Source organism: Streptomyces sp. NPDC028928 (genome assembly GCF_055564915.1).
Genome location: NZ_JBVHVI010000004.1, coordinates 331,001 through 355,018, shown reverse-complemented (window position 1 = coordinate 355,018; position 24,018 = coordinate 331,001). Strand labels below are relative to the sequence as shown.

Annotated in this window: 18 protein-coding genes; 11 read left to right on the top strand and 7 right to left on the bottom strand. The window is 71.1% G+C overall.

What is annotated here, in order from left to right; genetic code table 11:
- Positions 1–8: 8 nt before the first annotated feature.
- Together ACZ4U1_RS12825 and ACZ4U1_RS12820 are read right to left on the bottom strand one after the other, a co-directional pair.
- Entirely contained in the window at positions 9–1,328 is a 1,320-nt protein-coding gene (locus tag ACZ4U1_RS12825; RefSeq protein WP_467902700.1) for a radical SAM protein, read from the bottom strand.
- A 58-nt stretch (positions 1,329–1,386) separates the two neighbouring features.
- Complete coding sequence (locus ACZ4U1_RS12820; protein WP_467902699.1) at positions 1,387–2,061, bottom strand: pyridoxamine 5'-phosphate oxidase family protein; 675 nt, start codon at positions 2,059–2,061, stop codon at positions 1,387–1,389.
- A gap of 173 nt (positions 2,062–2,234) precedes the next feature.
- On the opposite strand from ACZ4U1_RS12820, the gene ACZ4U1_RS12815 reads away from it, so the two are divergent.
- The 10 genes from ACZ4U1_RS12815 to ACZ4U1_RS12770 all read left to right on the top strand — a co-directional run bounded on the left by ACZ4U1_RS12815 (position 2,235) and on the right by ACZ4U1_RS12770 (position 15,736).
- Positions 2,235–3,524 (top strand): FAD-binding protein, encoded by a 1,290-nt coding sequence (locus ACZ4U1_RS12815; RefSeq protein ID WP_467902698.1) that lies wholly within the window; start codon positions 2,235–2,237, stop codon positions 3,522–3,524.
- A 134-nt stretch (positions 3,525–3,658) separates the two neighbouring features.
- Positions 3,659–4,900 (top strand): ROK family transcriptional regulator, encoded by a 1,242-nt coding sequence (locus ACZ4U1_RS12810; protein WP_467902696.1) that lies wholly within the window; start codon positions 3,659–3,661, stop codon positions 4,898–4,900.
- Between the two features lie 11 nt (positions 4,901–4,911).
- Complete coding sequence (locus ACZ4U1_RS12805; protein ID WP_467902694.1) at positions 4,912–6,753, top strand: glycoside hydrolase; 1,842 nt, start codon at positions 4,912–4,914, stop codon at positions 6,751–6,753.
- Positions 6,754–7,012: 259 nt separating this feature from the next.
- Positions 7,013–8,275, top strand: coding sequence for an ABC transporter substrate-binding protein (locus tag ACZ4U1_RS12800; RefSeq protein ID WP_467902692.1), 1,263 nt, complete (start codon positions 7,013–7,015; stop codon positions 8,273–8,275).
- 20 nt (positions 8,276–8,295) lie between these two features.
- Positions 8,296–9,261 carry a carbohydrate ABC transporter permease gene (locus ACZ4U1_RS12795; RefSeq protein WP_467902690.1) on the top strand — a complete coding sequence of 322 codons (966 nt, stop codon included), beginning with the start codon at positions 8,296–8,298 and terminating at the stop codon, positions 9,259–9,261.
- Positions 9,258–10,124, top strand: a complete 867-nt coding sequence (locus tag ACZ4U1_RS12790; protein ID WP_467902688.1) for a carbohydrate ABC transporter permease — start codon at positions 9,258–9,260, stop codon at positions 10,122–10,124. The genes ACZ4U1_RS12795 and ACZ4U1_RS12790 overlap by 4 nt, the downstream gene beginning before the upstream one ends.
- A gap of 12 nt (positions 10,125–10,136) precedes the next feature.
- Positions 10,137–13,010, top strand: coding sequence for a glycoside hydrolase family 2 TIM barrel-domain containing protein (locus tag ACZ4U1_RS12785; RefSeq protein ID WP_467902686.1), 2,874 nt, complete (start codon positions 10,137–10,139; stop codon positions 13,008–13,010).
- 52 nt (positions 13,011–13,062) lie between these two features.
- Complete coding sequence (locus ACZ4U1_RS12780) at positions 13,063–14,379, top strand: jacalin-like lectin (protein WP_467902930.1); 1,317 nt, start codon at positions 13,063–13,065, stop codon at positions 14,377–14,379.
- A 54-nt stretch (positions 14,380–14,433) separates the two neighbouring features.
- On the top strand, positions 14,434–15,027 hold the full coding sequence (locus ACZ4U1_RS12775) for a TetR/AcrR family transcriptional regulator (RefSeq protein ID WP_467902684.1): 594 nt from the start codon (positions 14,434–14,436) through the stop codon (positions 15,025–15,027).
- The gene (locus ACZ4U1_RS12770; RefSeq protein WP_467902682.1) at positions 15,020–15,736 is read left to right on the top strand and encodes an alpha/beta fold hydrolase; all 717 of its coding nucleotides are present in this window, start codon (positions 15,020–15,022) and stop codon (positions 15,734–15,736) included. The genes ACZ4U1_RS12775 and ACZ4U1_RS12770 overlap by 8 nt, the downstream gene beginning before the upstream one ends.
- Here the strand turns inward: ACZ4U1_RS12770 and ACZ4U1_RS12765 are convergent.
- The 3 genes from ACZ4U1_RS12765 to ACZ4U1_RS12755 all read right to left on the bottom strand — a co-directional run bounded on the left by ACZ4U1_RS12765 (position 15,670) and on the right by ACZ4U1_RS12755 (position 19,387).
- Positions 15,670–16,488: an isocitrate lyase/PEP mutase family protein gene (locus tag ACZ4U1_RS12765; protein WP_467902681.1), complete on the bottom strand. Its 819-nt coding sequence runs from the start codon at positions 16,486–16,488 to the stop codon at positions 15,670–15,672. The genes ACZ4U1_RS12770 and ACZ4U1_RS12765 overlap by 67 nt on opposite strands.
- A 62-nt stretch (positions 16,489–16,550) precedes the next feature.
- Positions 16,551–18,278, bottom strand: a complete 1,728-nt coding sequence (locus ACZ4U1_RS12760; protein ID WP_467902929.1) for a DUF2264 domain-containing protein — start codon at positions 18,276–18,278, stop codon at positions 16,551–16,553.
- Positions 18,279–18,346: 68 nt separating this feature from the next.
- Positions 18,347–19,387 carry a rhamnogalacturonan acetylesterase gene (locus tag ACZ4U1_RS12755; protein WP_467902679.1) on the bottom strand — a complete coding sequence of 347 codons (1,041 nt, stop codon included), beginning with the start codon at positions 19,385–19,387 and terminating at the stop codon, positions 18,347–18,349.
- 191 nt (positions 19,388–19,578) lie between these two features.
- On the opposite strand from ACZ4U1_RS12755, the gene ACZ4U1_RS12750 reads away from it, so the two are divergent.
- Positions 19,579–21,255 (top strand): rhamnogalacturonan lyase B N-terminal domain-containing protein, encoded by a 1,677-nt coding sequence (locus ACZ4U1_RS12750; protein ID WP_467902677.1) that lies wholly within the window; start codon positions 19,579–19,581, stop codon positions 21,253–21,255.
- A 6-nt stretch (positions 21,256–21,261) separates the two neighbouring features.
- On the opposite strand, the gene ACZ4U1_RS12745 is transcribed toward ACZ4U1_RS12750, so the two are convergent.
- Positions 21,262–22,674: a family 43 glycosylhydrolase gene (locus ACZ4U1_RS12745; RefSeq protein WP_467902675.1), complete on the bottom strand. Its 1,413-nt coding sequence runs from the start codon at positions 22,672–22,674 to the stop codon at positions 21,262–21,264.
- 1 nt (position 22,675) lies between these two features.
- Positions 22,676–23,764, bottom strand: a complete 1,089-nt coding sequence (locus ACZ4U1_RS12740; RefSeq protein WP_467902674.1) for a glycoside hydrolase family 43 protein — start codon at positions 23,762–23,764, stop codon at positions 22,676–22,678.
- Between the last annotated feature and the right edge of the window lie 254 nt (positions 23,765–24,018).

Sequence of the window (24,018 nt, the reverse complement as noted above, 5' to 3'; positions counted from 1 at the left end):
GCTTCGGCTCACACCGGTACGGCTTCGTTCGCGGGCAGGCTGTCCATGAAGGAGCTGACGGAGAAGACCGCGCGGCCGGGGCCGGGCGGGCCGTAGCCGGGCGGGGAGGACAGGCCGAAGTCGTCCATCGTCTGCCGGTAGGCCTGGAGCAGCCGGATGTGGTACTCCAGCGGGGCGCCCTGCGGGTTGGCCTTGCCGAGCGGGGTGGTGGGCTCCGGGCACCAGGTGGTGAAGCGGGGCGTGATGCCGTGCGACATGAAGAAGCGCAGGCCCTCGGTGGTGGAGTCGATGGCCTCGTCGACGGTGGTGAAGCCGAACGGCTCGGCCATCTCCACGCCCGCCACGAAGTTCGGGATCACGTTGCGCGCGCCGAACACCTCGGCGGAGTCCAGGATCCGGCGGTGCCACTCGTCCCGGCCGACGTACCGCTCCTTGCCGGGGCAGTACAGCTCGAACAGCCGGCGGTCCCACACCTCGAAGTTGGGGTGGTAGATCTGCACGCCGTAGTCCTTGAACCGCTGCACGTCCGCCTTGGGCAGTGCCTGGGCGACGACCTTGCCGATCCAGCGGCCCGGGAAGCGCTCCTCGATGGCCTTGGCGTAGTGGCCGTAGAAGTCGGCCTCGTCGCGGCCCGCCACCTTCGACGTGATGGCGCCGCCGGTGAGGGTGTAGGCGGTCGACGCCTTCTGGGTGTCGTAGCGGTCGATGATCTCCAGCGCCTCCAGGACCTCCTCCACGTCCTTGACACCGGTGTACGGCCGGCCCGCCGCCTTGTGCTGGCGCCAGTTGTGGTTGATGTCGCAGTACTGGCACTCCTCCTTGGCGCCGAAGTACTGGCAGACCCGGAAGACGGTGAGGTAGATCAGGTAGCCCCACTGGATGGTCGGCGCGACCTCCATGACGGACTTCCCGTTGGACAGGGTGTGCCGGTAGTACTCGGGCATCGGCGGCACCCCGACGTCGGCGATGCGCCTGCCGTCGAGGTACAGCCCGAGCAGCCCCTCCTCGTCGGCGGCGACCCGGTACGGCGAGGCGGGGTTCACCCGTACGGAGACGACCGTACGCCTCAGGTCGTACGGGCCGCCGGTCAGGATGATCTCCTCCGGCGGCCGGCGCAGCGCGGCCTCGCCCAGTTCGGGCAGGGTGCCGTGGTCGAAGGAGAAGATGAAGTACGACTTCGGCTTGACGTCCCCGCCCTCATTGTCACTGAGGGCGGACCGGTCGAAGGCGACACCGCCGCGGAGCAGGTCCTCCTTGAAGACGGCTTCCCGCGGCACGTGCGGGAACCGCTGCATCAGATCCTCGACCAGCGCGGTACGACTGCCCATCCGTCTGTCTCCTCCCGGTTCAGGCGTACGGATCTCACCGTATGCCCCCATCCCGGGCTCATCCGTGCCGGGTCCCCTCCCGGCGCGCGATGTGCTCCGGTACGGCGGTCCCGGGGGGCAGGGCCGGGTCGGGTACGGGAGCGCCCCAGGACTGGGTCAGCGGGAGTACGCCCGCCCACAGGCCGAGGGCCGCGTCGGGTCCGTCACCGTCGTCGGGGGCGCCCGTACGGATCTTGACGGAGGCCTCCTCCAGGGAGAGGGCGAGGAGGGTGGTGGCCGCGAGTTCCCTCCGGTTCGGGCGGCGGGCGTACGACCACTGTCCGGGCGTGGCGTGCTCGGTGAGCCGGCGCAGCCCGTCCAGCTTCTCGTCGGGGTCGGTGACCTTGCGCGCGTCGCCGTGGATCACGGCGCTCCGGTAGTTGACCCCGTGCTCGAACACGGACCGGGCGAGCACGAGCCCGTCGATGTGCGTGACGGTCACGCAGACCGGGAGGCCGCCGGCGAGGCTGCGGCTGGCCACGGAGCCGTGGACGTACAGCCGGCGCTCGTCCCGCCCGTACACGGTCGGCACGACCAGCGGCCGTCCGTCGACCACCACGCCCAGGTGGCAGACGAAACCGGCGTCCAGGATCGCGTCGAGATCGGCGCGCTCCAGGCTGCCCTGCTCGCGCAGGCGGCGGTGGCGGGTGCGGTCGGTCTCGGGGAGGCGAGCGGGGAGGGGGTGCGAGGTCATGCCGCCGAAGCTATCGAAAAAGACAGGGATCGGCGAAATTTTTTGCGAATTCCAGAGTTTTAGAGTCAATGAACAACGAAATCCGCTGCACGGGCCCCGAAGTCGAGCTCCACGGCGGTTCGCGCCGGATGAGAGGGTCGGGGGACACGCAACTCTCGTGGAGGGACGCACGGATGACCGAGACAGCGGACACGGGGACCAGGGACGGCGCGGGCGCGCCCACCAACTGGGCGCGCACCGTCACGTACGCGGCGCGGGAGTTCCACCGTCCGCGCACGCCGCAGGAGTTGGCGGCGCTGGTGCGGGACAGCACGCGGGTACGGGTGCTGGGCAGCGGGCACTCCTTCAACCGGATCGCCGACCCGGGCCCGGACGGCATCCTGATCTCCACCGCCGGGCTGCCCCGGACGATCGACGTCGACACGACGGCGCGTACGGTCCGGGTGGCGGGCGGGGTCCGCTACGCCGAACTGGCCCGCGCGGTCCACGCGCACGGGCTCGCGCTGCCCAACATGGCCTCGCTGCCGCACATCTCGGTGGCCGGTTCGGTGGCGACGGGCACACACGGCTCGGGCGTCGACAACGCTCCGCTGGCGTCGGCGGTCCGGGAGCTGGAGATGGTCGTCGCGGCCGGCGACACCGGGACGATCGGCCGGGACGACCCGCGCTTCGACGGCTTCGTGACCTCCCTCGGCGCGCTGGGCGTCGTCACCGCGCTCACGCTCGACCTGGAGCCGGCGTACGAGGTGGAGCAGCGCGTCTACACCGAACTCCCCCTGGACGGACTGGACTTCGACGCCGTCGCCGCCGCCGGGTACAGCGTGAGCCTGTTCACGGACTGGCGGCGGCCCGGCTTCCGGCAGGTGTGGGTCAAGCGGCGCACGGACCGGCCGGCGGTGGACTTCCCGTGGGCGGCGCCCGCGGCCGGCCCGCTGCACCCGGTGCCGGGCATGCCCGCCCGGAACTGCACCCAGCAGCTCGGTGTGCCGGGGCCGTGGCACGAGCGGTTGCCGCACTTCCGGGCGGAGTTCACGCCGAGCAGCGGGGAGGAGACCCAGTCGGAGTACCTGCTGCCCCGGTCGGCGGCCCTCGACGCGCTGCACGCCGTCGACGGTATCCGCGAGACGGTCGCCGGGGTGCTGCAGACCTGCGAGGTGCGGACGGTCGCCGCCGACACGCAGTGGCTGAGCCCGGCCCACGGACGGGACTCGGTCGCGCTGCACTTCACCTGGGTGCGGGACGAGGCGGCCGTGCTGCCGGTGGTACGCCGGCTGGAGGAGGTGCTGGAGCCGTTCGACCCGCGCCCGCACTGGGGGAAGGTCTTCGAGGTCCCCGCGGCCGTGCTCCGCGGGCGGTACGCGCGGTTCGACGACTTCGCGTCCCTGGTCCGCCACACAGACCCGTCCGGCACGTTCGCCAACGCCTTCGTGCGGGACCTCCTCGGCCTCCCCGGCCACTGGTAGCCGCCCGGGACTTTCTCCAGCCCCTTTCCTAACCCCTTGTCGAAAGTCCATCCCAGCCCATAGCCTGACGCCCGCGCCGGTGCCGAAGCCGCCCCGGCCTGGACTGGTCCGCACGGGACGGGAGGGGCAGCCGCGTGAAGCGCACATCACGGGACATCCGCACCGCGAACCGCTACGAGGTGCTGCGCCAGATCATCGCCGAGTCTCCCACCTCCCGGCAGGAGCTGGCCGCGGCCACCGGGCTGAGCCTCGCCACGGTGGCCACGCTCGTCGGCGAGCTGCTGGACCTGCGCATGATCACCGAGGTCGGGTTCGAGGACTCCGCCGGGGGCCGCCCCCGGGGGCTGGTCGCCGTCAACGCGTCGGGGGGCGCGTTGATCGGCGTGGACATCGCCGAGACGTACGTCCACGTCGAGCTGTTCGACCTGGCGCTGAACGTGCTGGCCCGGGCCGACGAGGACATGCGGCCCGGTGAGAGCCGGCCCGAGCAGGTGGTCGGGCACGTCGCCGCCGCGGTCGGCTCGGTGGTCGCCCAGGCCGGGGTCGAGGCGGCCCGGGTGCTCGGCGTCGGGGTGAGCGTGCCGGGCCAGGTGGACCGGGACACCGGCGTCGCCGAGTACGCGCCCAACTGGGACTGGCACGACGTGCCGTTGCTCGACCTGCTCGCCGACCACATCGCCTACCCCCTCTACCTGGACAACCCGCTGCGCGCCTGCGCGGTGGCCGAGCTGTGGTTCGGGGCGGCGCGGGGCCGCGGGGACGCCGTGGTGGTCAACCTCGGCACCGGGGTCGGCGCAGGCCTGGCCCTCGGCGGCGGGCTGCACCGGGGCGTGAGCAACAGCGCGGGCGAGTGGGGGCACACCACGCTCGTGCTGGACGGCCGGCTGTGCCACTGCGGCAACCACGGCTGTGTGGAGACGTACGTCGGCGCGCCCGGCATCATGCAGAACCTGCGCGAACTCAGCCCGCGCTCCACCCTGTTGCACCCCGAGGACCAGACCGCCACCATCGACGCGCTGGCCCGCGCGGTCGCCGAGAACGACCCGGTCGCGCTCAAGGTCGTCCGGGACACCGCCCGTTACCTCGGCGCCGGCATCTCCGACCTGATCAATCTCCTCAACCCCGAAGTGGTCGTGCTCAGCAGCTGGGTGGCCGCCCGGCTCGGCGAGCCGCTGCTCGGGGAGGTCCGTCAGGCGGTCGCCCGGCACGCCCTGCGCCGGCCGCTGGCCGCCACCGAGATCGTCCTCTCCCCGATCCCCACCGACCCGGTGTCCCTCGGCGCGGCCACGTTCGCGCTGGAGGGGGCGCTGCAGTCCGTCGGGCAGAGGGCAGTGAAACGCACGCACGCACGGAGCCGTACCGCACCGCCTTCATGACGACGGAAGGGATGCACGTGTCTCACCCCCGCCTCACCAGACCCGCCCTCCTGACAGCCGCGACCGCGCTCGCTGTCACGGGCCCCCTGATATCCGCCCCCACCGCCCAGGCCGCCCCCGCGACGGCGCAGGTCTCCCCGCACGCCGCCCAGACCATCGACAACATCGGTGCCTCCGGGGCCTGGTGGGTCAACGACCTGAAGAACTTCGACCCGGCGGTCCGGGCCCGGGTCGCCGAGCTGCTGTTCTCCAAGGACGGCCTGGCCCTCAGCTCGTACCGCTACAACATCGGCGGTGGCGGCACCGGTGTGACGTACGCGCCGCGCGCACCCGAGGACTTCCTGGATCCGGACGGCGGTTACGACTGGAGCAAGGACGAGGCCGGCCGTTACTTCCTCGACGCCGCCGCCGAGTACGGCGTCAAGGACCTGATCGGCTTCGTCAACAGCGCGCCCGCCCAGTGGAAGACCAACGGCAAGAGCTGCGGAGGCTATCTCAAGGCGGAGAACGAGAAGGACTTCGCCACGTACATCGCCGACGTCACCGACCACTTCGCCGAGCAGGGCGTCAAGTTCGACTACATCAGCCCGTTCAACGAGCCGACGAACAGCTTCGACTCGTGCGGCCAGGAAGGCATGCTGGTCGACGTCCCGCAGCGCGACGACATCGTGCGCGCGCTCGGCGCCGAGCAGCGGGCCCGGCACCAGAAGACGACGATCATCGCCGACGAGTCGACCAGCACGGTGAAGTTCAACTCCGAGGTCCCGCAGTGGATCTCACAGCCGGGCACCGCGCGGTACGTCGCCAAGCTGGCCCATCACACGTACGACAACCCGAGCGACGCGAACCGCGCGCAGGTGTACGAGACGTCGAAGGCGGCCGGCAAGGAGTCCTGGTCGACGGAGATCTGCTGCTTCGGCAAGGGCGGCACCGGCTGGGCGCAGGAGTACGACCCGACGATCGACGGCGGGCTGAACCTGTCCCGGATCATCTACAAGGACTTCGCGACCGCCCACGACTCGGCGTTCCAGTGGTGGGTTGCGCTGTCGGAGATGTTCGGCAGCGATCCGAACGCCCGCAACGACGAGGGCTGGAACGACGGGCTGATCTACTACGACCCGGACTACGCGAAGAACGGCAACCAGTCCCTGTACTTCACCAAGCGCTACTACGCGCTGGGCCAGTACAGCAATTTCGTGCGGCCGGGCGCGGCCCTGCACAACGTGACCGGGGTGCCGGACGGCGTGGAGGTGTCGGCCTACGACCGCAACGGCACCTGGGTCGTGGTGGCCAACAACCACAACGCGTCCGACACCGCGCTGAACCTGCACTTCAACAGCGACTCGCCGGTACGGGCCCGGCAGGCCGTGCGGACCTCCGCCGACGAGAACTGGGCGAGGGTGGCGAAGCCGTCGGTCACCGGCGGCACCCTGTCCGCGACGCTCGCGGCCCGTTCGATCACCACGTACGTCCTGGACGGGAAGGGACACGGCAGTTCGGCGCTGACCGGTGCCCTGGTCGGCGGCCAGTCGGGCAAGTGCCTGACGGCCGACGCCTCGGGCGCCGCCATCGCCGCCTGCACGGGCACGGCCGGGCAGTCGTGGTCGTACGACGCCCGGGGCACCCTGAAGGGTGCGAACGGCTATCTGACGGCGGCGGGTTCGAACCTGACGGCCGTCGCCTCGTACAGCGGTGGCGGCTCCCAGCGCTGGCTGCTGAACGGCAACGGGCAGATCGTGAACGAGGCGTCGGGCAGGTGCCTGGACGTCGGCGGGCAGGCGACGGCCGACGGCAGCGAGGTCATCCTCTACAGCTGCACCGGCGGCGCCAACGAGGCCTGGACCCGGCGCTAGCGCGACCGCTCCCCCGTACCGAGGGCCGCCGGCCACTCCCCTGACCCGGCGGCCCTCAACTCGCCTGCCCGGACAGCCCGTTCGTGATCCCGAACCGCGTACAACAAGTCGTACCCACTTCGTCCAACCCCTTGCCGAAGCCTTAGCCGAAGGTTAGCGTCCCGCACCACGCCCCCGTTGCGGGCCACCCGGCCGACGCCGGCAGGGCCGCCGGGCGTGAGAGCCGCACCGTCGAACCCGACAGACAAGGACGTCAGCAATGTCCGCACAGAGCAGCACCTGGGACCGCCGATCGATACTCCGGGCCGCCGCGGGCCTGGCCGCCGCCGGCACGCTCGCCGCGTGCGGCAGCAACAACGGCCGGGGCGGCGGCTCCGGTTCGGGCAAGCAGCTCGTCCAGTACTTCCACGCCTACGGCGAACCGGGTACCGAGCAGGCGATCAAGCGCTACGCGAAGGCCTACACGAAGGCGAACGTGACCACACAGTGGATCACCGGCTCGAACTTCGAGAGCAAGCTGTTCGCCTCGCTGCTGACCGACCAGGCGCCGGACCTGTTCGAGTTCCACCCGCAGATCCAGCTCGTCAGGAGCGGCCAGGTGGCGGACCTGACCGACATCATCGAGCCGGCCAAGGACGACTTCAACCAGGCCGACATCCGGTCGCACACGGTGGACGGCAAGATCTACGGCGTGCGGATGATCGACGACCCGCAGTTCTTCTTCTACCGCAAGTCGATGCTGGAGAAGGCGGGCATCGAGCCGCCGCAGACGCTGGACGAGCTGATCGAGGCCGCCGCCAAGCTGACCACGCGCAAGGTCAAGGGCGTGTTCCTCGGCAACGACCTGCACGCGGTCATCAACCCGCTGATCTGGTCGGCCGGTGCCGACACCCTGAACGAGAAGAACGAGATCGCCTACCACACGGACGGCGTGGTCGAGGGCCTGAAGAAGATGCGCAAGCTGTTCACCAGCGGCGATCTGCTGCTGGACGCCCCGGCCGACTTCTGGGACCCCTCCGCCCTCAACCAGGGGCTGTGCGCCATCCAGTTCTGCGGCATGTGGGCCATGCCGCAGTTCCAGCAGGCCCTCGGCGACGACCTCGGCATCATGCCGTTCCCGAAGGTCGGCGACGCGGGCAAGCCGTCCGTCTACAACGGCGGCTGGTCGATGTTCGTCAACGCCAAGGGCAAGAACGTCGATGCGGCCAAGGAGTACGTGAAGTGGCTGTGGATCGACCAGAAGAAGTACCAGGAGGACTGGGCGACCTCGTACGGCTTCCACATCCCGCCGCGCACCTCCATCGCCCAGTCGACGAGCAAGCTGAAGTCGGGCCTGCCGGCGGAAGGCGTGAAGCTCTTCAGCGAGTACGGGCACTTCGACAACATCGGCTGGACCCAGGCGATGATCACCGCCACGGAGGACGTCTTCGCCGACTGCGTCCGCAAGGGCGGTGACCCGGAGGCCGCGCTCGACAAGTGCGACAAGACGGTCAACGCCGAGCTGAAGAAGCTGTTCGGATAGGCCGCCGGACGGATCACGCCATGTCTACGACCACCGCGCGCGGTGTCACGAGCACCGCCCCGGCGGGGGCCCCCGAGGCCCGGCCGCGGCGGCGGCTGCTCGGCAGCCGCACCTTCAACTTCTGGCTCTTCAGCAGCCCCTTCCTGATCGGGCTGATCGTCTTCGTCTACGTCCCGATCGGCTGGAGCCTCTACCTCAGCTTCTTCGAGGCCCGCTTCACCGTCACGCCCAGCGAGTTCGTCGGGCTGGGCAACTACCGCGAGATCCTCTCCGACAGCGGGTTCATGGGCTCGCTCGGCACCTTCACCGTCTTCGCCGCGTTCATCGTGCCCACCACCTGGGCGCTGTCCCTGGGCCTCGCCCTGCTGGTGAACCGGCTGCGGTTCATGCGGGCGTTCTACCGGTCGGTGTTCTTCCTGCCGACCGCGTGCAGCTATGTCGCGGCCTCGCTGGTCTGGAAGATGTCCATCTTCAACGGTGTGCGCTTCGGCCTGGCGAACACGGTCCTCGGCCTGTTCGGCGTGGACAACACCGCCTGGCTCGCCAACCCGGACCCGCCCTGGTACTGGCTGGTCATCATCACCGCCCGGCTGTGGCTCCAGTCCGGCTTCTACATGATCCTGTTCCTGGCCGCGCTCCAGAACATCCCGCAGGAGCTGTACGAGGCCGCCGCCATCGACGGCGCCAAGCGCGGCTGGCAGACCTTCCGGTACATCACCCTGCCGCAGCTGCGGGCCACCTCCACGGCCGTGATCCTGCTGCTGCTCGTGGCCGCCTACCAGGCCTTCGACGAGTTCTTCAACCTGCTGGCCAAGACGACCTGGGGCCGCCCGCCGCTGGTCGAGCTGTACTACACCGCCCTCGGCCAGGACCAGAACTACGGCAAGGGCAGCGCCGGAGCCGTCGTACTGACCGTGCTGATCTGTGTCGTCACCCTGTTCCAGGGCCGGATCATGGGCTTCGGAAGGGGTGAGGAGTCCAAGTGACCACGACCGCACCCGACACCGGCAAGCGCGCCCGGCGCGGCGGGGTGATCAGCTCCACCGGCCTGTACATCGCCACGAGTGTCGCCGCGCTGCTCTTCCTCATCCCCTTTTATCTGATCGTCCGCAACGCCCTGTCCACCGACCCGGAGATCACCGGCGAGAACTGGAAGTTCTTCCCGACCCACATCCAGTGGGACAACATCACCGAGCCGTTCGAGGACACGACGGTCGACTTCGGCCGGTCGATGTGGAACTCGCTGGTGGTCGGCGTCCTGCACACGGTCGGCACGCTGTTCGTCTGCTCGCTTGCCGGCTACGCCCTCGCCCGTATCCCCTACCGGCACGCCAACAAGATCTTCTACGCCGTCCTGGTGACCCTGATGGTCCCGGCCGCGGTCACCTTCGTCCCCAGCTTCGTGCTGGTGTCGTCCCTCGGCTGGGTGGACAGCTACCGGGGTCTGATCGTCCCGGGGCTCTTCAGCGGTTTCACCTGCTTCCTGTTCCGGCAGTACTTCCTCGGGTTCCCGAAGGAGCTGGAGGAGGCGGCGCGCGTGGACGGGCTCGGCTACTGGGGCGCGTACTGGCGTGTCGTGGTGCCGAACTCGCTGAACTTCTTCGCGGCGATCGCCACGATCACCTTCATCAACGGCTGGAACGCCTTCCTGTGGCCGCTGGTCATCGGCCAGGACCCGAACGCCTGGACCGTCCAGGTCGCGCTGTCGTCGTACATGACCAACCAGACCGTCAACTACCACCTGATCTTCATGGCGACCGCCATCTCGATCCTGCCCCTGCTGTTCGTGTTCCTCTTCCTCCAGCGCTGGCTGGTGCAGGGGATCGCGCAGACCGGCATCAAGGGCTGAGCTAGGAGACCGATGTCTTTCCGTACGACCGCCGCCTACGTCGAGGACGTCTCGCCGGGTTCCGGGGCGCTGCCACCCCGCGCCTGGTACGCGTCCTCGGACGCCAAGTCCCTCTCGCTGAACGGCAGCTGGCGCTTCCGACTGTCGGACACAGCCGACGCCGAGGACGACTCCTTCGCGGCCGAGGGGTACGACGCCGGTGACTGGGCGGAGGTCACGGTCCCCGGTCACTGGGTCCTCCAGGGCCACGGCTCCCCCGTCTACACCAACCACCTCTACCCGTTCCCGGTCGACCCGCCCCGGGTGCCCACCGAGAACCCCACCGGCGACCATCTGCGCACCTTCGACCTGCCCGCGGACTGGCCGGCCGACGGCGGTGCCGGCTTGCGCCTCGACGGCGTGGAGTCCTGCGCCCGGGTCTGGCTGAACGGCACCGAGCTGGGCGAGTTCAAGGGCTCGCGGCTGCCGCACGAATTCACCGTCGGGCACCTGCTGAAGCCCGCCGGGAACGTCCTGGCCGTCCGTGTGCACCAGTGGTCGGCGGGCTCGTACCTGGAGGACCAGGACCAGTGGTGGCTGCCGGGCATCTTCCGGGACGTCACCCTGCTGCACCGCCCGGCGGGCAGCGTCCGGGACTTCTTCGTGCACGCCTCCTACGACCACGTGTCCGGCACCGGCACCCTCCGCGTCGAGTCCGAGGTGCCGGGCCGGGTCACGGTCCCGGATCTCGGCATCGACGTCGCCACCGGGGAGCCGGTGACCGTCCCGGTCGAGCCGTGGACGGCGGAGACGCCGAGGCTGTACGACGGTGTGCTGGCCACCGAGGGCGAGCGGGTGCCGCTGCGCATCGGCTTCCGTACGGTGGAACTGTCGGACGGCCTGATCAAGGTGAACGGCCGCCCGGTGCTCTTCAAGGGCGTCAACCGGCACGAGTGGCATCCGGAGCGGGGCCGCGCCCTGGACCTCGCGACCATGCGCGAGGACGTGCTGCTGATGAAGCGGCACAACATCAACGCGGTCCGCACCTCGCACTACCCGCCGCACCCCGCCTTCCTCGACCTGTGCGACGAGTACGGGCTGTGGGTGATCGACGAGTGCGACCTGGAGACGCACGGCTTCACCGAGCAGGGCTGGCGGGACAACCCCGTCGACGACGACCGCTGGACCCCGGCCCTGCTCGACCGTGCGGCCCGCATGGTCGAGCGGGACAAGAACCACCCGTCGGTCGTCATCTGGTCGCTGGGCAACGAGGCCGGCACCGGCCGGGGCCTGACCGCGATGGCCGAGTGGATCCACGGCCGCGACGCCTCCCGGCTCGTGCACTACGAGGGCGACCTCGGCTGCCGTGACACGGACGTGTACTCGCGGATGTACGCCGACCACGCCGAGGTCGAGCGGATCGGCCGGGGCCTGGACGGCGGGACGCACAAGCGCCGCGAACTGCCCTTCGTCCTGTGCGAGTACGCGCACGCCATGGGCAACGGGCCCGGCGGACTCGCCGACTACCAGCGGCTGTTCGAGACCCACGACCGGCTCCAGGGCGGCTTCGTCTGGGAGTGGATCGACCACGGCATCACCCACCCGGACCTGGGCTTCGCCTACGGCGGTGACTTCGGCGAGGAGCTGCACGACGGCAACTTCGTCTGCGACGGCCTGCTGTTCCCGGACCGCGAACCCTCACCCGGTCTGGTCGAGTACAAGAAGGTGATCGAACCGGTCGCCCTCACCGGTGACGGCACGGACGGCGCGGCCGGAACGGTCCGGGTCACCAACAAGTACGACTTCGCGGACCTGTCGGCGCTGGCCTTCTCCTGGGTGTACGAGGTCGAGGGGGAGACGGTGGACTGCGGCACCCTGTCGGTGCCCGCGCTGGCGCCCGGCGAGTCCGCCGAGGTCAAGCTGCCCGCCGTACCGGGCGGGGCACCGGCCGGCGAGGCCCACTGGACCGTCCGGGCGGTCCTCGCGTCCGACACGGCGTGGGCGCCGAAGGGCCACGTCGTCGCCTGGGGCCAGCTCCCGGTGTCGGAGCGCCGGGTGCCGTACGTCGCCGCGACCGCCCGCCCGGCGCCCGGTGACGGCGTGATCACCTTGGGCCCGGCGGTGTTCGACGCCCGTACCGGGGCGCCGCGGACGATCGGCGGGGTGCCGGTCACCGGTCTGCGGCTGGACGTGTGGCGGGCCACGACCGACAACGACGACGGCGCCGCCTGGCAGAGCGACCTGCGCTACGGGCTGCTGTGGCGCACGCTCGGTCTGCACCGGATGCGGCACCGCCTGGACGCGGTCGAGGTGGGCGGGGACGCGCTGACGGTCCGCACCCGGGTGGCGCCGGCCGCCCGGGAGCTGGGGCTGTCGACGGTGTACCGCTGGACGTCGGACGGGGACCGGCTCCGGCTGACCGTGTCCACCACCCCGGACGGCGACTGGACGGTCCCGCTGCCCCGGCTCGGCATCCGCTTCGGACTGTCCGCGGCCGACGCCGTGCGCTGGTACGGCGGCGGCCCCGGCGAGGCGTATCCGGACACCAGGACGGCGTCCCGGATCGGCCGTTGGCAGTCGACCGTGGACGGCATGCAGACCCCCTACGTCCGCCCCCAGGAGAACGGCGCCCGGATCGACGTCCGCTGGGCGGAGCTGGGCGGCCTGCGCATCGAGGGCGACCCGGCGTTCTTCCTCACCGCCCGCCGCTGGACCACCGAGCACCTGGACACCGCGGCCCACCGCACCGACCTGGTGCCGGGCGACACCGTCTGGGTCAACCTGGACCACGCCCAGCACGGCATCGGCTCCCAGTCCTGCGGCCCGGCCCCGCTGCCCCGGTACCACCTGCGGGCCCGGCCGGCGGAGTTCTCGTTCGTCTTCTCCGCGACGGAAAGCGTTTGCTGAACTCCTCTTCAATCGCAGTCGAGTTGACGTGACCATGGGTCGCATGCGACCCATGGGACGACTCCTCGGCGCTCTCGCCGCCGGCCTGCTGACCGTGTCCGGGCTCACCGCCTCGGCCGGTAGCGCACAGGCCGCCGAACCAGGCGGCTTCAGTGTCCTGACCTACAACGTGGCCGGACTCCCGGAGGGACTCAGCTCCAGCCATCCGGCCACCAACACACCGTTGATCTCGCCGCGGTTGGCGGGATACGACATCGTCAACGTCCAGGAGGACTTCAACTACCACGCGGCGCTCTACGCGGGCGACCACCACCCCTACCGCACGGCGACCAGCGGCGGTGCGGGCTTCGGCGACGGCCTCAACACCCTCTCCGCCTACCCGTTCGAGGACTTCGAGCGGGTGAGGTGGAACGACTGCACCGGCACCAACTGCCTGACCCCGAAGGGCTTCACCCTGGCCCGGGTACGGCTCGCCGAGGGCGTCTACGTCGACCTGTACAACCTGCACCCCAACGCCGACGACACCGACGACGCCCTGGCCGCGCGCCGTGCCAACATCGCGCAGCTGTCGGCCTTCGTCCGGGCCAACTCGGCGGGCAACGCGGTGATCGTGATGGGTGACACCAACACCCGGTACACCCGCGCCGGGGACACCATCCGCACCCTCGTCGCCGACAACGGCCTGACCGACGCCTGGGTGCGGCTGGTCAAGGGCGGTACGGCCCCCGCGCAGGGCGCCGACCCGCTGCTGTGCCCGGCGTCCGCGCCGCCCGACGACTGCGAGGTGGTCGACAAGATCCTCTACCGCGGCAACGACCTGGTCTCGCTGACCGCGACCCGCTACCACGACGAGTGGGCGTCGTTCCTCGACGCGGCCGGCGGCAACCTCTCCGACCACTTCCCGCACACCGTCGACTTCTCCTACACGCCGAGCCCGAAGCTCCGGGCGAGCGACTTCTTCGGCGGCCCGCACGGCACGGCCTTCAACGACGCCGACGACCTGCCGGCGACCCCGTCCCCGCGCACCCTCGCCCTGCGCGGCGGCGCCCGCCTGGACGCCGTGTCCCTCACCCACGACGGCGGCACGGCCCTCGCCCACGGCGGCACGGGCGGCACGGCCGCCTCCCTCACCCTGGCCGCCGGCGAACACCTCACCTCGGTGAAGCTCACCGAGGGCCAGAAGGACGGCCGCACCCGGATCTTCTCGGCCGCCTTCACCACCGACAAGGGCCGCACCCTCGCAGCGGGGACTCCGACCGCCGACACCGCCGCCTTCACCGCCCCCAGCGGCTGGCAGATCGTCGGCTTCACCGGCCGTTCCGGCACCGAGATCGACAAGCTGGGAGTGCTGTACGCGCCGATCGGCTGAGCACTTCCCTAGATGCTCTAGGCTATGCCCTAGACATTCAAGGGAGGCGGGCGCATGGCGAGAGCGGGGCTCAGTGTCGAGCGGGTGGTGGCGGGGGCCGCGGAACTGGCGGACGAGGCCGGGTTCGAGAACCTCAGCGTCTCCGCGCTGGCCCGCCGCTTCGGCGTCAAGGACGCGAGCCTGTACTCGCACGTCCGCAATCTCCAGGACCTGCGCACCCGGCTCGCGCTGTACGCGGGCGGTGAGCTGATCGACCGGATCGCGGCGGCCGTGGCCGGCCGGGCGGGCAAGGAGGCGCTGACGGCGTTCGCCGGCGCCTACCGGGAGTACGCCCTGGAACACCCGGGCCGGTACGCGGCCACCCAGATCCGCATCGACCAGACCCTGGTCGCCGACTCCCCCGCGCTGCGCCGCACCGCGCAGATCACCTACGGCATGCTGCGCGCCTACGGTCTGGAGGAACCGGACCTGACGGACGCGGTGCGCCTGCTGCGCAGCACCTTCCACGGCTACTGCGTCCTGCAGAGCGCGGGCGGCTTCGGCGCGGACCGGGACGTGCGGGCCTCCTGGGACAAGGCGGTCGACGCCCTGCACCTCGCCCTCACCCACTGGCCGCGCGAGAACGGGGAGCGGAAGAACGATGACTGACACGCCGCACTACGACGTCACGGGCCGCGGTCCCGTGCTGCTGCTCGTGCCGGGTGGCGCCGGGCATCCGATGGGTCTCGGGCCGCTCACCGAGCGGCTGGCCACCCGCTTCACCGTGGTGACGTACGACCCGCTGGGCCTCGCGCACGGCCGGCTCGGCGCGCCGGTCGCCGAGCAGCGGGTCGCGGACTGGAGCGAGGGCGCGCGGCGGGTGCTGGAGGAGGTGCTGCCGGAGGGTGAACCCGCGTCCGTGTTCGGGACCAGTTCCGGTGGCATCGCGGTCCTGGACCTGCTCGCCCAGTGTCCGGGACGGCTGGCGCACGTGGTCGCGCACGAGCCGCCGTGCGTGACCGTCCTGCCGGACGGGGCCGCGCGGCGGGCCGAGCTGATCGAGCAGCTCGACGGGCCCGGGCGGCCGCCCGCCGAGGGCGCGTCGGCGACCCCGACGGGGGTCTTCCTGGCCCGGGTGCTGCGCCCGTTCACCGCGTACGTGCCCGCCGCCGCCCCGCCCCGGGGCCGGCTCACCATCGCCGCCGGCGCCGGCTCGCGCGGTCAGGTCCTGCACCGTACGGCCGAGTCGGTCGCCGGGCGGCTGGGGTGTGCGTTCACCGAGTTCCCGGGCGGGCATCTGGGCACCCTGGATCACCCCGAGGACTTCGCCGACGCGCTCACCGAGACGCTGCGTCCCCGTGCGCGCACGTCGGCGTAGGACGGGGTCGTACCGCCCGGGGTGCGCCCGGCCGCGATGTCGGCCATGGCGTCGAGGGCCGCGCCGAGCGCCCGCCGGTACAGCAGCGAGCCGAGGCTGATGCGGCGCACGCCGAGATCGGCGAGGCGGGCGACCGTGGGCCCGGTGGGCGAGTAGAGGACGTTGAGCGGGACGGCGGTGTGCCGGACCAGGGCCGCGATGCGCCCCGGGTCGGTCAGGCCCGGGACGAAGACCCCGTCGGCACCCGCCTCCTGATAGGCGTCGAGCCGGCGCAGGGTGTCCCTGTCGTCGCCGTCGCCCGCCCAGTACGTGTCCGTACGGGCGTTGACGAAGAGACCGGGCACGGCCGCCTTCACGGCGGCGATCTTCGCCGCGTGCCGGCCGGCCGGGCCCAGGCCGTCCTCCAGGTTGATGCCGACGGCGCCCGCGGCCCACACCTCACGGGCCAGCGCGGCGACTTCCTCCGGGTCGTCGCTGAAGCCGCCCTCGGCGTCGACGGAGAGGAGGTACGGCTCGGAGCCGAGGGTCAGGGCGAGCCGGACGGTGTGCTCGCGGGTCGCCGCCTCCCCGTCGGGCAGGCCGACGGCCGCCGCGACCGCCAGGCTCGTCGTGGCGATCGCCGGGAACCCGCGGGCGGCGAGGGCGGCGGCCGAGGCGTGGTCCCAGGCGTTGGGCAGCAGCAGCGGCTCGCCCGGACGGTGGTGGAGGCAGGCGAAGGAAGAGGCCGGGGCGGGGGCAGGCTCTGCGGTCATACGGCCACGCTAGGCTCGGGACGGTTCGGTCCCCGCCGAACCGTCCCCGACCCGTCCTCCTGTCAGCGCGGCGCCACCGACCACGCCTCGGCCGTCGCCCCGTCCGGCGCCGTGAACCGGAAGGCGGCGGTCTCGCCCGCGGTCCAGCTCACGCGCACCTCGAGGCCCGGTTCCCCGGTGTCGTCCTCCCGCACCGCCACGGACACCAGCTCCGCGAGCGGCAGCGGGTCCGGCTCCCCGGTGAGCCGGGCCAGCGCCACGAAGAGCGTGGCCCCTCCGTCCCCGGTCACCCCGGTCAGCTCCGCCGACAGACAGGTGACCGGGGCGAGTTCGGCCCGTACGCCCTTCGCGTCCGGCCAGCCCGTCACCCGCACCGGAGTCCCGGGCGCCGCACCGGCCACCAGATGGGCCCGGACCTCCACGGCACCCCGGACCACCACCAGGCTGGTGACGGTGACGCCGGCGCCCACGGTGTGCCGGGAGGCGATCCAGCCCTCGCCCGTGCCGAGCGGCTCGATCCCCGTGCGGCTGGGATCACCGCCGACGATCACGCTGTTGTCGTACGACGGCGCGGGCGCGGTGGCGGTCGAGTAGGCGAGCCGGGTGTAGTACGGGTCGTAGCGGACGTCCTCGCTGCCGTGGTTGTGGAGCCGGACCAGGCCGTCCGAACGGGTGGACTGCAACAGCCAGTTGGGGACGGGAACGGGGTGTGCCCCGTCCGCGCGGTCGGCCGGCCCCGGCCGCTCCGGCGCCGTCCAGACCTCGTGCTCCGGCGGCAGCAGCAGGCCCAGGAAGCCCTTGCTCGCCCAGTACGGCGAGGCGGGGCCCGAGTAGTTCTGCGCCAGGGACTCGTCGGGGCCGAGCCAGCCGAGCGGCAGCAGGCCCCGCTCGTCGACCGCTCCGCCGTCCAGGAAGTACCGCAGCGCCCCGGAGGCCAGGCGCCGTGTCTCGCCCGGGGGCAGCGGGGTGTGGCCGGTGAGGGCGCCGAGCCAGAGCGGGGCTGTCGTCGCGAAGCGGTAGGTCAGGGAGCGGCCCTGGTGCATCGGGGCGCCGTCGCCGCCGAACAGGCGGGCGTAGTCGGCGAGGTGACGGGAGAGCCGTCGGCCGTACCGGTCCAGCAGGTCGCTGTCGTCCGCCAGCCAGGCGTGCAGGACCGTGTACAGGTGCATGGCCCAGCCGTTGTAGTAGTCGAACTTCCGGCCGTCGCCGTCGGTGTACCAGCCGTCGCCGAGGTACCACCCCTCGACCCGCTCCAGCCCCCGGTCGATCGCCCTCCGCGCCGCCTCCTCCTGGTGGCCGGTCTCCGCGAGGAAGCCGCCGACGGTGACCGGGAACAACTCCCAGTTGCACGGCCAGGGTTCGGCGGTGAGCGCGTCCGCGAGCCAGGCGGCGGTCCGCTGGCGCACCGCGTCGTCCAGGCGGTCCCAGAGCAGCGGCCGGGTGAGCCGCAGGGCGAGTGCGACGGAGGCGGCCTCGACCAGGGGCTGGCTGCGGTCCGTGATGCGCGGCCAGACCCCGCAGGGGCCGGCCGCGAGGCCCTCGGCGTACCGGCCGAGCGCATTCTCGTCGCGGCGGAACGCTGCCAGCAGCAGCGTGCGGGCGTAGCCCTCGAGCCCGTCGGAGAGCCGGCCGGCGTGGCTCACACGGGTGCCGGGCAGGTGGTAGAGGGCGCGGTCGGGGGTGGCGTACGGCTCCACGGCGGCGAGGAGGGCGTCGGCGGCGGCCTCCCAGTGGGCGCGGGTGTAGCCGGTGTGGGGGCTGGCCGCGCGGTCGTCGGCGGGCAGTCGGATCACGGCGGTGGTCTTCCTTCCTGGCAGGGCCTGGGACGCCCCGGTTCCGGTCGGGGCGCCCCAGGGCTTCATCCCACCCGCACGGCGCCCTCGGGCACCAGATGCCGGGCGAGGAGTTCGTCGCGGACCAGGCCCGCGTAGACGGTGGCGCCGTGCACGGAGGTGTGCGTGTTGTCGCGCTTCTCGTCGGAGAGGTAGAGGGCCTTGGAGCCCTCCGGGCCGAGGGACTCCACCAGCGCCTTGGTCTTCGCCGTGAGGTCGATCAGCGGAACGTCCCCGGCGGCGGCGACCGAGCGGATGACGGCCGGGTGGTCGACGCCGAGGCCGTTGACCAGCAGGGCGGTGTTGTTGTTCAGGGTGCCGTCGGCGTTGAACCAGCGGCGCACGATCGGGGTGACGAGCACCGGCTCGCCGCGCTTCTCCCGGATGCCCGCGACCAGCGTCTCCAGGTTGGCGCGGTAGGTCGCCTCGTCGGTGGTCTTGTCGTTGTGGGCGAGCTGGACCAGCACGAGGTCGCCGGGCCGGATCCGCGGCTGGACGGTGGCCCACAGCTGCGGGTTCTGCAGGTAGGTGACCGTACTTTCGCCGGAGTCGGCGTGGTTGGCGACGGACAGGCCCTTGCGCAGGTACTGCGGGAGCTGCTGGCCCCAGCCGGAGTAGGGGTCGGCGGGCTGGTCGCAGACGGTGGAGTCGCCGATGAGGAAGATCTGGCGGACGTGTCGGGCGGGGGTGACCCTGATGCCGGCGAGGGCGGGTGCGGAGCCGCCGAGTGCCAGGTCGAGGCCGGGAGTTCCGTCGGGGCCGGTGGGTTCGCCCTCGGGAGTGCGGACGTCGACGGTGAAGCTGCGGGTGACGTGCTCGCCGGCCGGTACGGCCGTCTCCGGCAGCAGCGAGCGCCGGGTCTCGCCGGTGACCCGGGTGCTCGACGCCGCCGCGCCGCCGAGCCGGACCGTGACGTCGTAGGCGCCCGGGGGGACGTCGAAGTGGCAGGCGGTGGCGGTGCAGTTCGCCATGCCGAGCGGGCGGCCGCCGTGGGCCTGGGCGGGTGTCGCGGTCAGGGCGGCGCCCAGGGCTGCGGGCACCAGCAGGGCGGCTGTGACACGTCTCATGAGCGGCTCCTTGGTCGGTCGAACCTCGGCCGACCCGAGACCGTACCGCTCTGGACAAGCGCTTTCTAGTCTTAGGCGAAAATTCAAGTAATCCCCGACTGCCCCGCCGTGAAAGCCCTTTCGCAAAATCGATTCAACTGTCACTCTGCCAGACACCCGCACACCCCGGACCTCCCGAAGGAGGCACCCCCATGTCCGGATCCCCCGAGAGCGCCGTCAGCCGCCGCGCCTTCGTCGTCGGCGCCGCTGCCGCCGCCGGCTCGGCCGCCCTCGCCGGCCCGCTCGCGGCCACCGCGTCCGCCGCCGGCTTCGGCTGGAGCGACGACGGCTCGCACTACGTGGTCGACACCGGCGCGAACCTGGTCTTCAAGGTCAGCAAGACCAACGGCGACCTGACCTCACTGGTCTACAAGGGCACCGAGTACCAGGGCTACGGCGGCAAGAACTCGCACATCGAGTCCGGCCTCGGCACTTCCACCGTCACGGTCAGGCAGTCCGGTACGACGATCCTGATCTCCGTCGCGTACGGCACGCTCCGGCACTACTACGCGGCCCGCAGCGGCGAGAACAACATCTACCTGTGGACCGACAAGGCCGACGACTCCGTCTCGGCGACCCGTTACATCCTGCGCGTCAACGCGGGGAAGTTCCGCAACGACGAGCCCGACTCCTACACCTACGCGCCCACCACCATCGAGGCCTCGGACGTCTTCAAGAAGTCCGACGGCCAGACCCGTTCGAAGCACTACTCCAAGCTGCGGGTCATGGACTACGCCTACGTCGGCTGGTCCACCGGCAGCGTCGGCCTGTGGATCGTGCGCAGCAACCACGAGAAGGCCTCCGGCGGACCCTTCTACCGCTCGCTGCTGCGCCACCAGAGCGCGGACGGCGGCGGGCTGTACGAGATCCTCTACTACGGCGAGAACCAGACCGAGGCCCAGCGCTTCGGCCTCCAGGGCCCGTACGTCATCGCGTTCACGGACGGCGGGGCACCCTCCTCGTCGCTGTTCCCGGGCACGCTCACCACCCCGTGGGCGGACTCGCTCGGCATCTCCGGGTACGTCCCCGCGAGCGGGCGCGGAAAGGTCGCGGGTGTCGGGATCGCCGGGCGCGACACGGCGTACCCGTACACGGTGGGGCTCGCCAACGCGTCGGCACAGTACTGGGGTTCGGCGCGCTCCTCGGACGGCTGGTTCTCGATCGGCGGTGTACTGCCGGGGACGTACACGCTGACCGTCCACAAGGGCGAGCTGGCCGTGTACACCACCTCGGTGAGCGTGTCCGCGGGCGGTACGACCACCCTCAACACGATCACGATCCCGTCCTCCGACGACCCGTCCAACGCGGGCGCGATCTGGCGGATCGGCGACTGGAACGGCACCCCGGCCGGGTTCAAGAACGCGGACCTGATGACGTACGCCCACCCCTCCGACGTCCGGGCCGCGTCCTGGACCGGCAACGTGGTGATCGGCAGCGGCACGGAGACGTCCGCCTTCCCCTGCTACCTGTGGAAGGACGTCAACAGCGGGATCATCGTCTACTTCAAGCTGACCGCCGCGCAGGCCGCCGCCGCGCACACCCTGCGCATCGGCGTGACGACGGCCTACGCCAACGGCCGCCCGCAGATCACCGTCAACGACTGGACGTCGTCGATCCCCTCGCCGCCCGCCCAGCCGAGCACCCGGTCGCTGACCGTGGGCTCGTACCGGGGCAACAACCACACCTTCAGCTACAGCGTTCCGGCCAGTGCCTGGCTCACGGACACCAGTCGGTACAACGTGCTGAAGATCAATGTGGTGAGCGGCTCGGGGACGACGTCCTATCTCAGCGCGGGCACGTCCGTCGACGCGATCGACCTGCTGGCCTAGGGATTCTCAGGTCCCGCGCGTCCACTGCTGGTTCGTTCCTCCGTTGCAGGTGTACGTGATGATCGCGGCGGAGTCGGCGGTGGACGCGCCGTTCACGTCCAGGCACTCGCCGCTGGCGCGGGACTTGATGGTCACGTAGGAGCCGCTGGTGGTGACCGACCACTGCTGGCCGGCCGCCGAGGCGTTGCAGTTCTCCTGCGTCACCGTGCTCGCGTTCTCCTGGACGCAGAGCGAGCTGTGCCGGGTCATCAGCTGGTGGTAACCGCTCCCGACGGACTTGAACCAGTACTTCTGGTTGGTGCCGCCGTTGCAGCCGTACTGCTTGATCTGGGCGCCCGCCCACAGCGACTGGCCGGTGACGTCGGCGCACTTGGTGCTGTGCCGCGCGATCAGCGTCTGGTAGGTGGCGCTCGTCCCGCTGACCGTCCCGGTGGCCGTGTCGACGGTGACCTCCGGGGTCCAGGACATCGACATCGAGGTCGAGGACGGGAAGGTGAGCGGCAGCCACACGTACCGCGAGTCGTTGACGGTGCCGCCGAAGGAGTTGCCCCAGCGGTCGCCCAGGTAGAGGTACGAGGTGCCCGAAGTGCCCTGCACGGGAAGGACGTACGCGGTCTGCGAGCCGTAGGCCGTGGAGTCGCCGATGCTGGTCATCGAGGTCCAGGGGCCGGCGAGGTTCGTGGCCGTGGCGTACTGCTGCTGGTTGGGGTTCCAGCCGGTGGCGCCGGATGTCAGCATGAAGTACACGCCGTTTCGCTTGAACAGCGCCGGGGCCTCGCGGTGGCCGCCCGGCCAGGGGTTGGCGACCAGGCTCGCGATGCCGGTGTAGTCGGCGGTGAGCCTGTAGATGTGCAGGTCGTAGTTCTCGTTGGCGGCCGAGGCCATGTATCCGGTTCCGTCGGTGTCGACGAAGACGGTGATGTCGCGGGACATGTGCTGTCCGAGCGGGCGGAAGCTGCCTTTCCAGGTGTAGGTGCCGTCGACGGTGTCGGAGACGGCGACGGCGGCGCGGGCCTCGCTGTAGTCGGTGCCGTTCTCCTTGTGCATCCACATGACGAACTTGCCGGTGGCCGCGTTGTACATGACCTTCGGGCGCTCGATGTTGGCGGTGGCCAGCTCGGAGGAGGACGACTGGGTCAGGACGTGGCCCCGGAACTCCCAGTTCTTCAGGTCGGTGGAACGGTAGGCGTCGACGTAGCGGAAGGTGTTGTCGGCGTTGCGGTCCTCGCCGAACCAGTAGTAGTAGGCGCCGACCTTGACGACCCCGCCGCCGTGGGCGTGCACCGGGTCGCCCGACGTGTCCGTGAACTGCGTGCCGTTGACGATCGTCTGCGGTGCCGCCTGGGCCGGTCCGGCCGTCGCCAGGGCGGCGGCGAGGGCGCAGCACAGGGCGAGCAGGATCGCGTACGCGCGTCTCATCTCACGCACCCTCCTTCACGGTGTCGGCCACGGGGACGCCGAAGTCCGGGGTGCCGTCCGGCTTCCAGCCGAGCTTCTGGATCCGGGTGTGCCGGTTGGGGTCGTGCAGTGGGTCGCCGGCGATCTCCTTGTACTGGCGGGCGTGGTAGACGAGGACGTCGGTCCGGCCGTCCTCGGCGACGGTGAAGCAGTTGTGGCCGGGGCCGTACTGCTTCGTGGTGTCGTTGCTGGTGAACACCGGGACCGGCGACTTGCTCCAGCTCCGCGCGTCCAGCAGGTCGCTGTGCGCGTCGGCGGTCAGCAGGCCCATGCAGTAGTGCCAGTCGGTGGCGCTGGCCGAGTAGGTGAGGAAGACCCGCCCGTTGCGCTGCAGGACGCAGGGGCCCTCGTTGACCTTGTAGCCGACGCACTCCCAGTCGTACTCCGGCGTCGACAGCCGGACCTGGGGGCCGGTCAGCGTCCACGGGTCGGCCATCTTCGAGATCCACAGCGCGGTGTTGTTGTCCATGCCGGGTTCGTGCTGGGCCCAGACCAGGTAGCGGGTGCCACGGTGCTTGAAGGTGGTGGCGTCGAGGGAGAAGGTCTCCCAGGCGGTCTTGATCTGCCCCCGCTCCACCCATGTCCCCTCGAACGGGTCGGGGTTCGCGTTCTCCAGCACCCAGATGCGGATGGCCCACACGTCCTCGGCGGGGGCCGAGGCGAAGTAGATGTACCACTTGCCGCCGATCCGGTGCAGCTCGGGCGCCCAGATGTGCGCGCCCATCGGACCGGTCGCGTGCGCCCGCCAGATCACCGACTCGGCGGCCGTGGACAGGCCGTTCAGGGTACGGGCGCGGCGCAGGACGATGCGGTCGTACTCGGGGACGGTCGCCGTGAAGTAGTAGTGGCCGTCGGTGTGCCGGGTGATGTGCGGGTCGGCGCGCTGGACGACGAGGGGGTTCACGTAGGGGGCCGCCTTCGGGACCGCGGACGCGGACGGGGACGCGAGTGCGGGGGTCGCGGACGTGGCCGCCAGGGCGCCGGCGGCTGCGGCGCCCTTCAACAGCAGGCGGCGGGCGGGGAGGTGGGGAGGGTGGGGGTCGCGGCTCATGCGGACTGCCTCTCGGTGGGGAAGCAAGGAGGTTCGATGTTCGATATGTCGGACCTCATCTGCTATTCCGAACGCCGAAAAGGTAAAGGTGAGCCACGAGAGGGTCAATGGGTCTGACGGCAAGGAGGAGAAAGCGCTTCCCCTCCTCAGCTCGCGGGGGCTGACGGCCACGCGGTCACACATGGGGCGGCCATGAGGGATCCCCAGCGGGAGCGGGTGACCGTGACGGGGGCGTTCACATGTTGGGCAAGCTG

Coding starts and splice junctions, on each gene's coding strand:
- ACZ4U1_RS12825 (WP_467902700.1), bottom strand. CDS start 1,328: ATGGGCAGTCGTACCGCGCTGGTCGAGGATCTGATGCAGCGGTTCCCG.
- ACZ4U1_RS12820 (WP_467902699.1), bottom strand. CDS start 2,061: ATGACCTCGCACCCCCTCCCCGCTCGCCTCCCCGAGACCGACCGCACC.
- ACZ4U1_RS12815 (WP_467902698.1), top strand. CDS start 2,235: ATGACCGAGACAGCGGACACGGGGACCAGGGACGGCGCGGGCGCGCCC.
- ACZ4U1_RS12805 (WP_467902694.1), top strand. CDS start 4,912: ATGCACGTGTCTCACCCCCGCCTCACCAGACCCGCCCTCCTGACAGCC.
- ACZ4U1_RS12800 (WP_467902692.1), top strand. CDS start 7,013: ATGTCCGCACAGAGCAGCACCTGGGACCGCCGATCGATACTCCGGGCC.
- ACZ4U1_RS12795 (WP_467902690.1), top strand. CDS start 8,296: ATGTCTACGACCACCGCGCGCGGTGTCACGAGCACCGCCCCGGCGGGG.
- ACZ4U1_RS12785 (WP_467902686.1), top strand. CDS start 10,137: ATGTCTTTCCGTACGACCGCCGCCTACGTCGAGGACGTCTCGCCGGGT.
- ACZ4U1_RS12780 (WP_467902930.1), top strand. CDS start 13,063: ATGGGACGACTCCTCGGCGCTCTCGCCGCCGGCCTGCTGACCGTGTCC.
- ACZ4U1_RS12775 (WP_467902684.1), top strand. CDS start 14,434: ATGGCGAGAGCGGGGCTCAGTGTCGAGCGGGTGGTGGCGGGGGCCGCG.
- ACZ4U1_RS12770 (WP_467902682.1), top strand. CDS start 15,020: ATGACTGACACGCCGCACTACGACGTCACGGGCCGCGGTCCCGTGCTG.
- ACZ4U1_RS12765 (WP_467902681.1), bottom strand. CDS start 16,488: ATGACCGCAGAGCCTGCCCCCGCCCCGGCCTCTTCCTTCGCCTGCCTC.
- ACZ4U1_RS12755 (WP_467902679.1), bottom strand. CDS start 19,387: ATGAGACGTGTCACAGCCGCCCTGCTGGTGCCCGCAGCCCTGGGCGCC.
- ACZ4U1_RS12750 (WP_467902677.1), top strand. CDS start 19,579: ATGTCCGGATCCCCCGAGAGCGCCGTCAGCCGCCGCGCCTTCGTCGTC.
- ACZ4U1_RS12745 (WP_467902675.1), bottom strand. CDS start 22,674: ATGAGACGCGCGTACGCGATCCTGCTCGCCCTGTGCTGCGCCCTCGCC.
- ACZ4U1_RS12740 (WP_467902674.1), bottom strand. CDS start 23,764: ATGAGCCGCGACCCCCACCCTCCCCACCTCCCCGCCCGCCGCCTGCTG.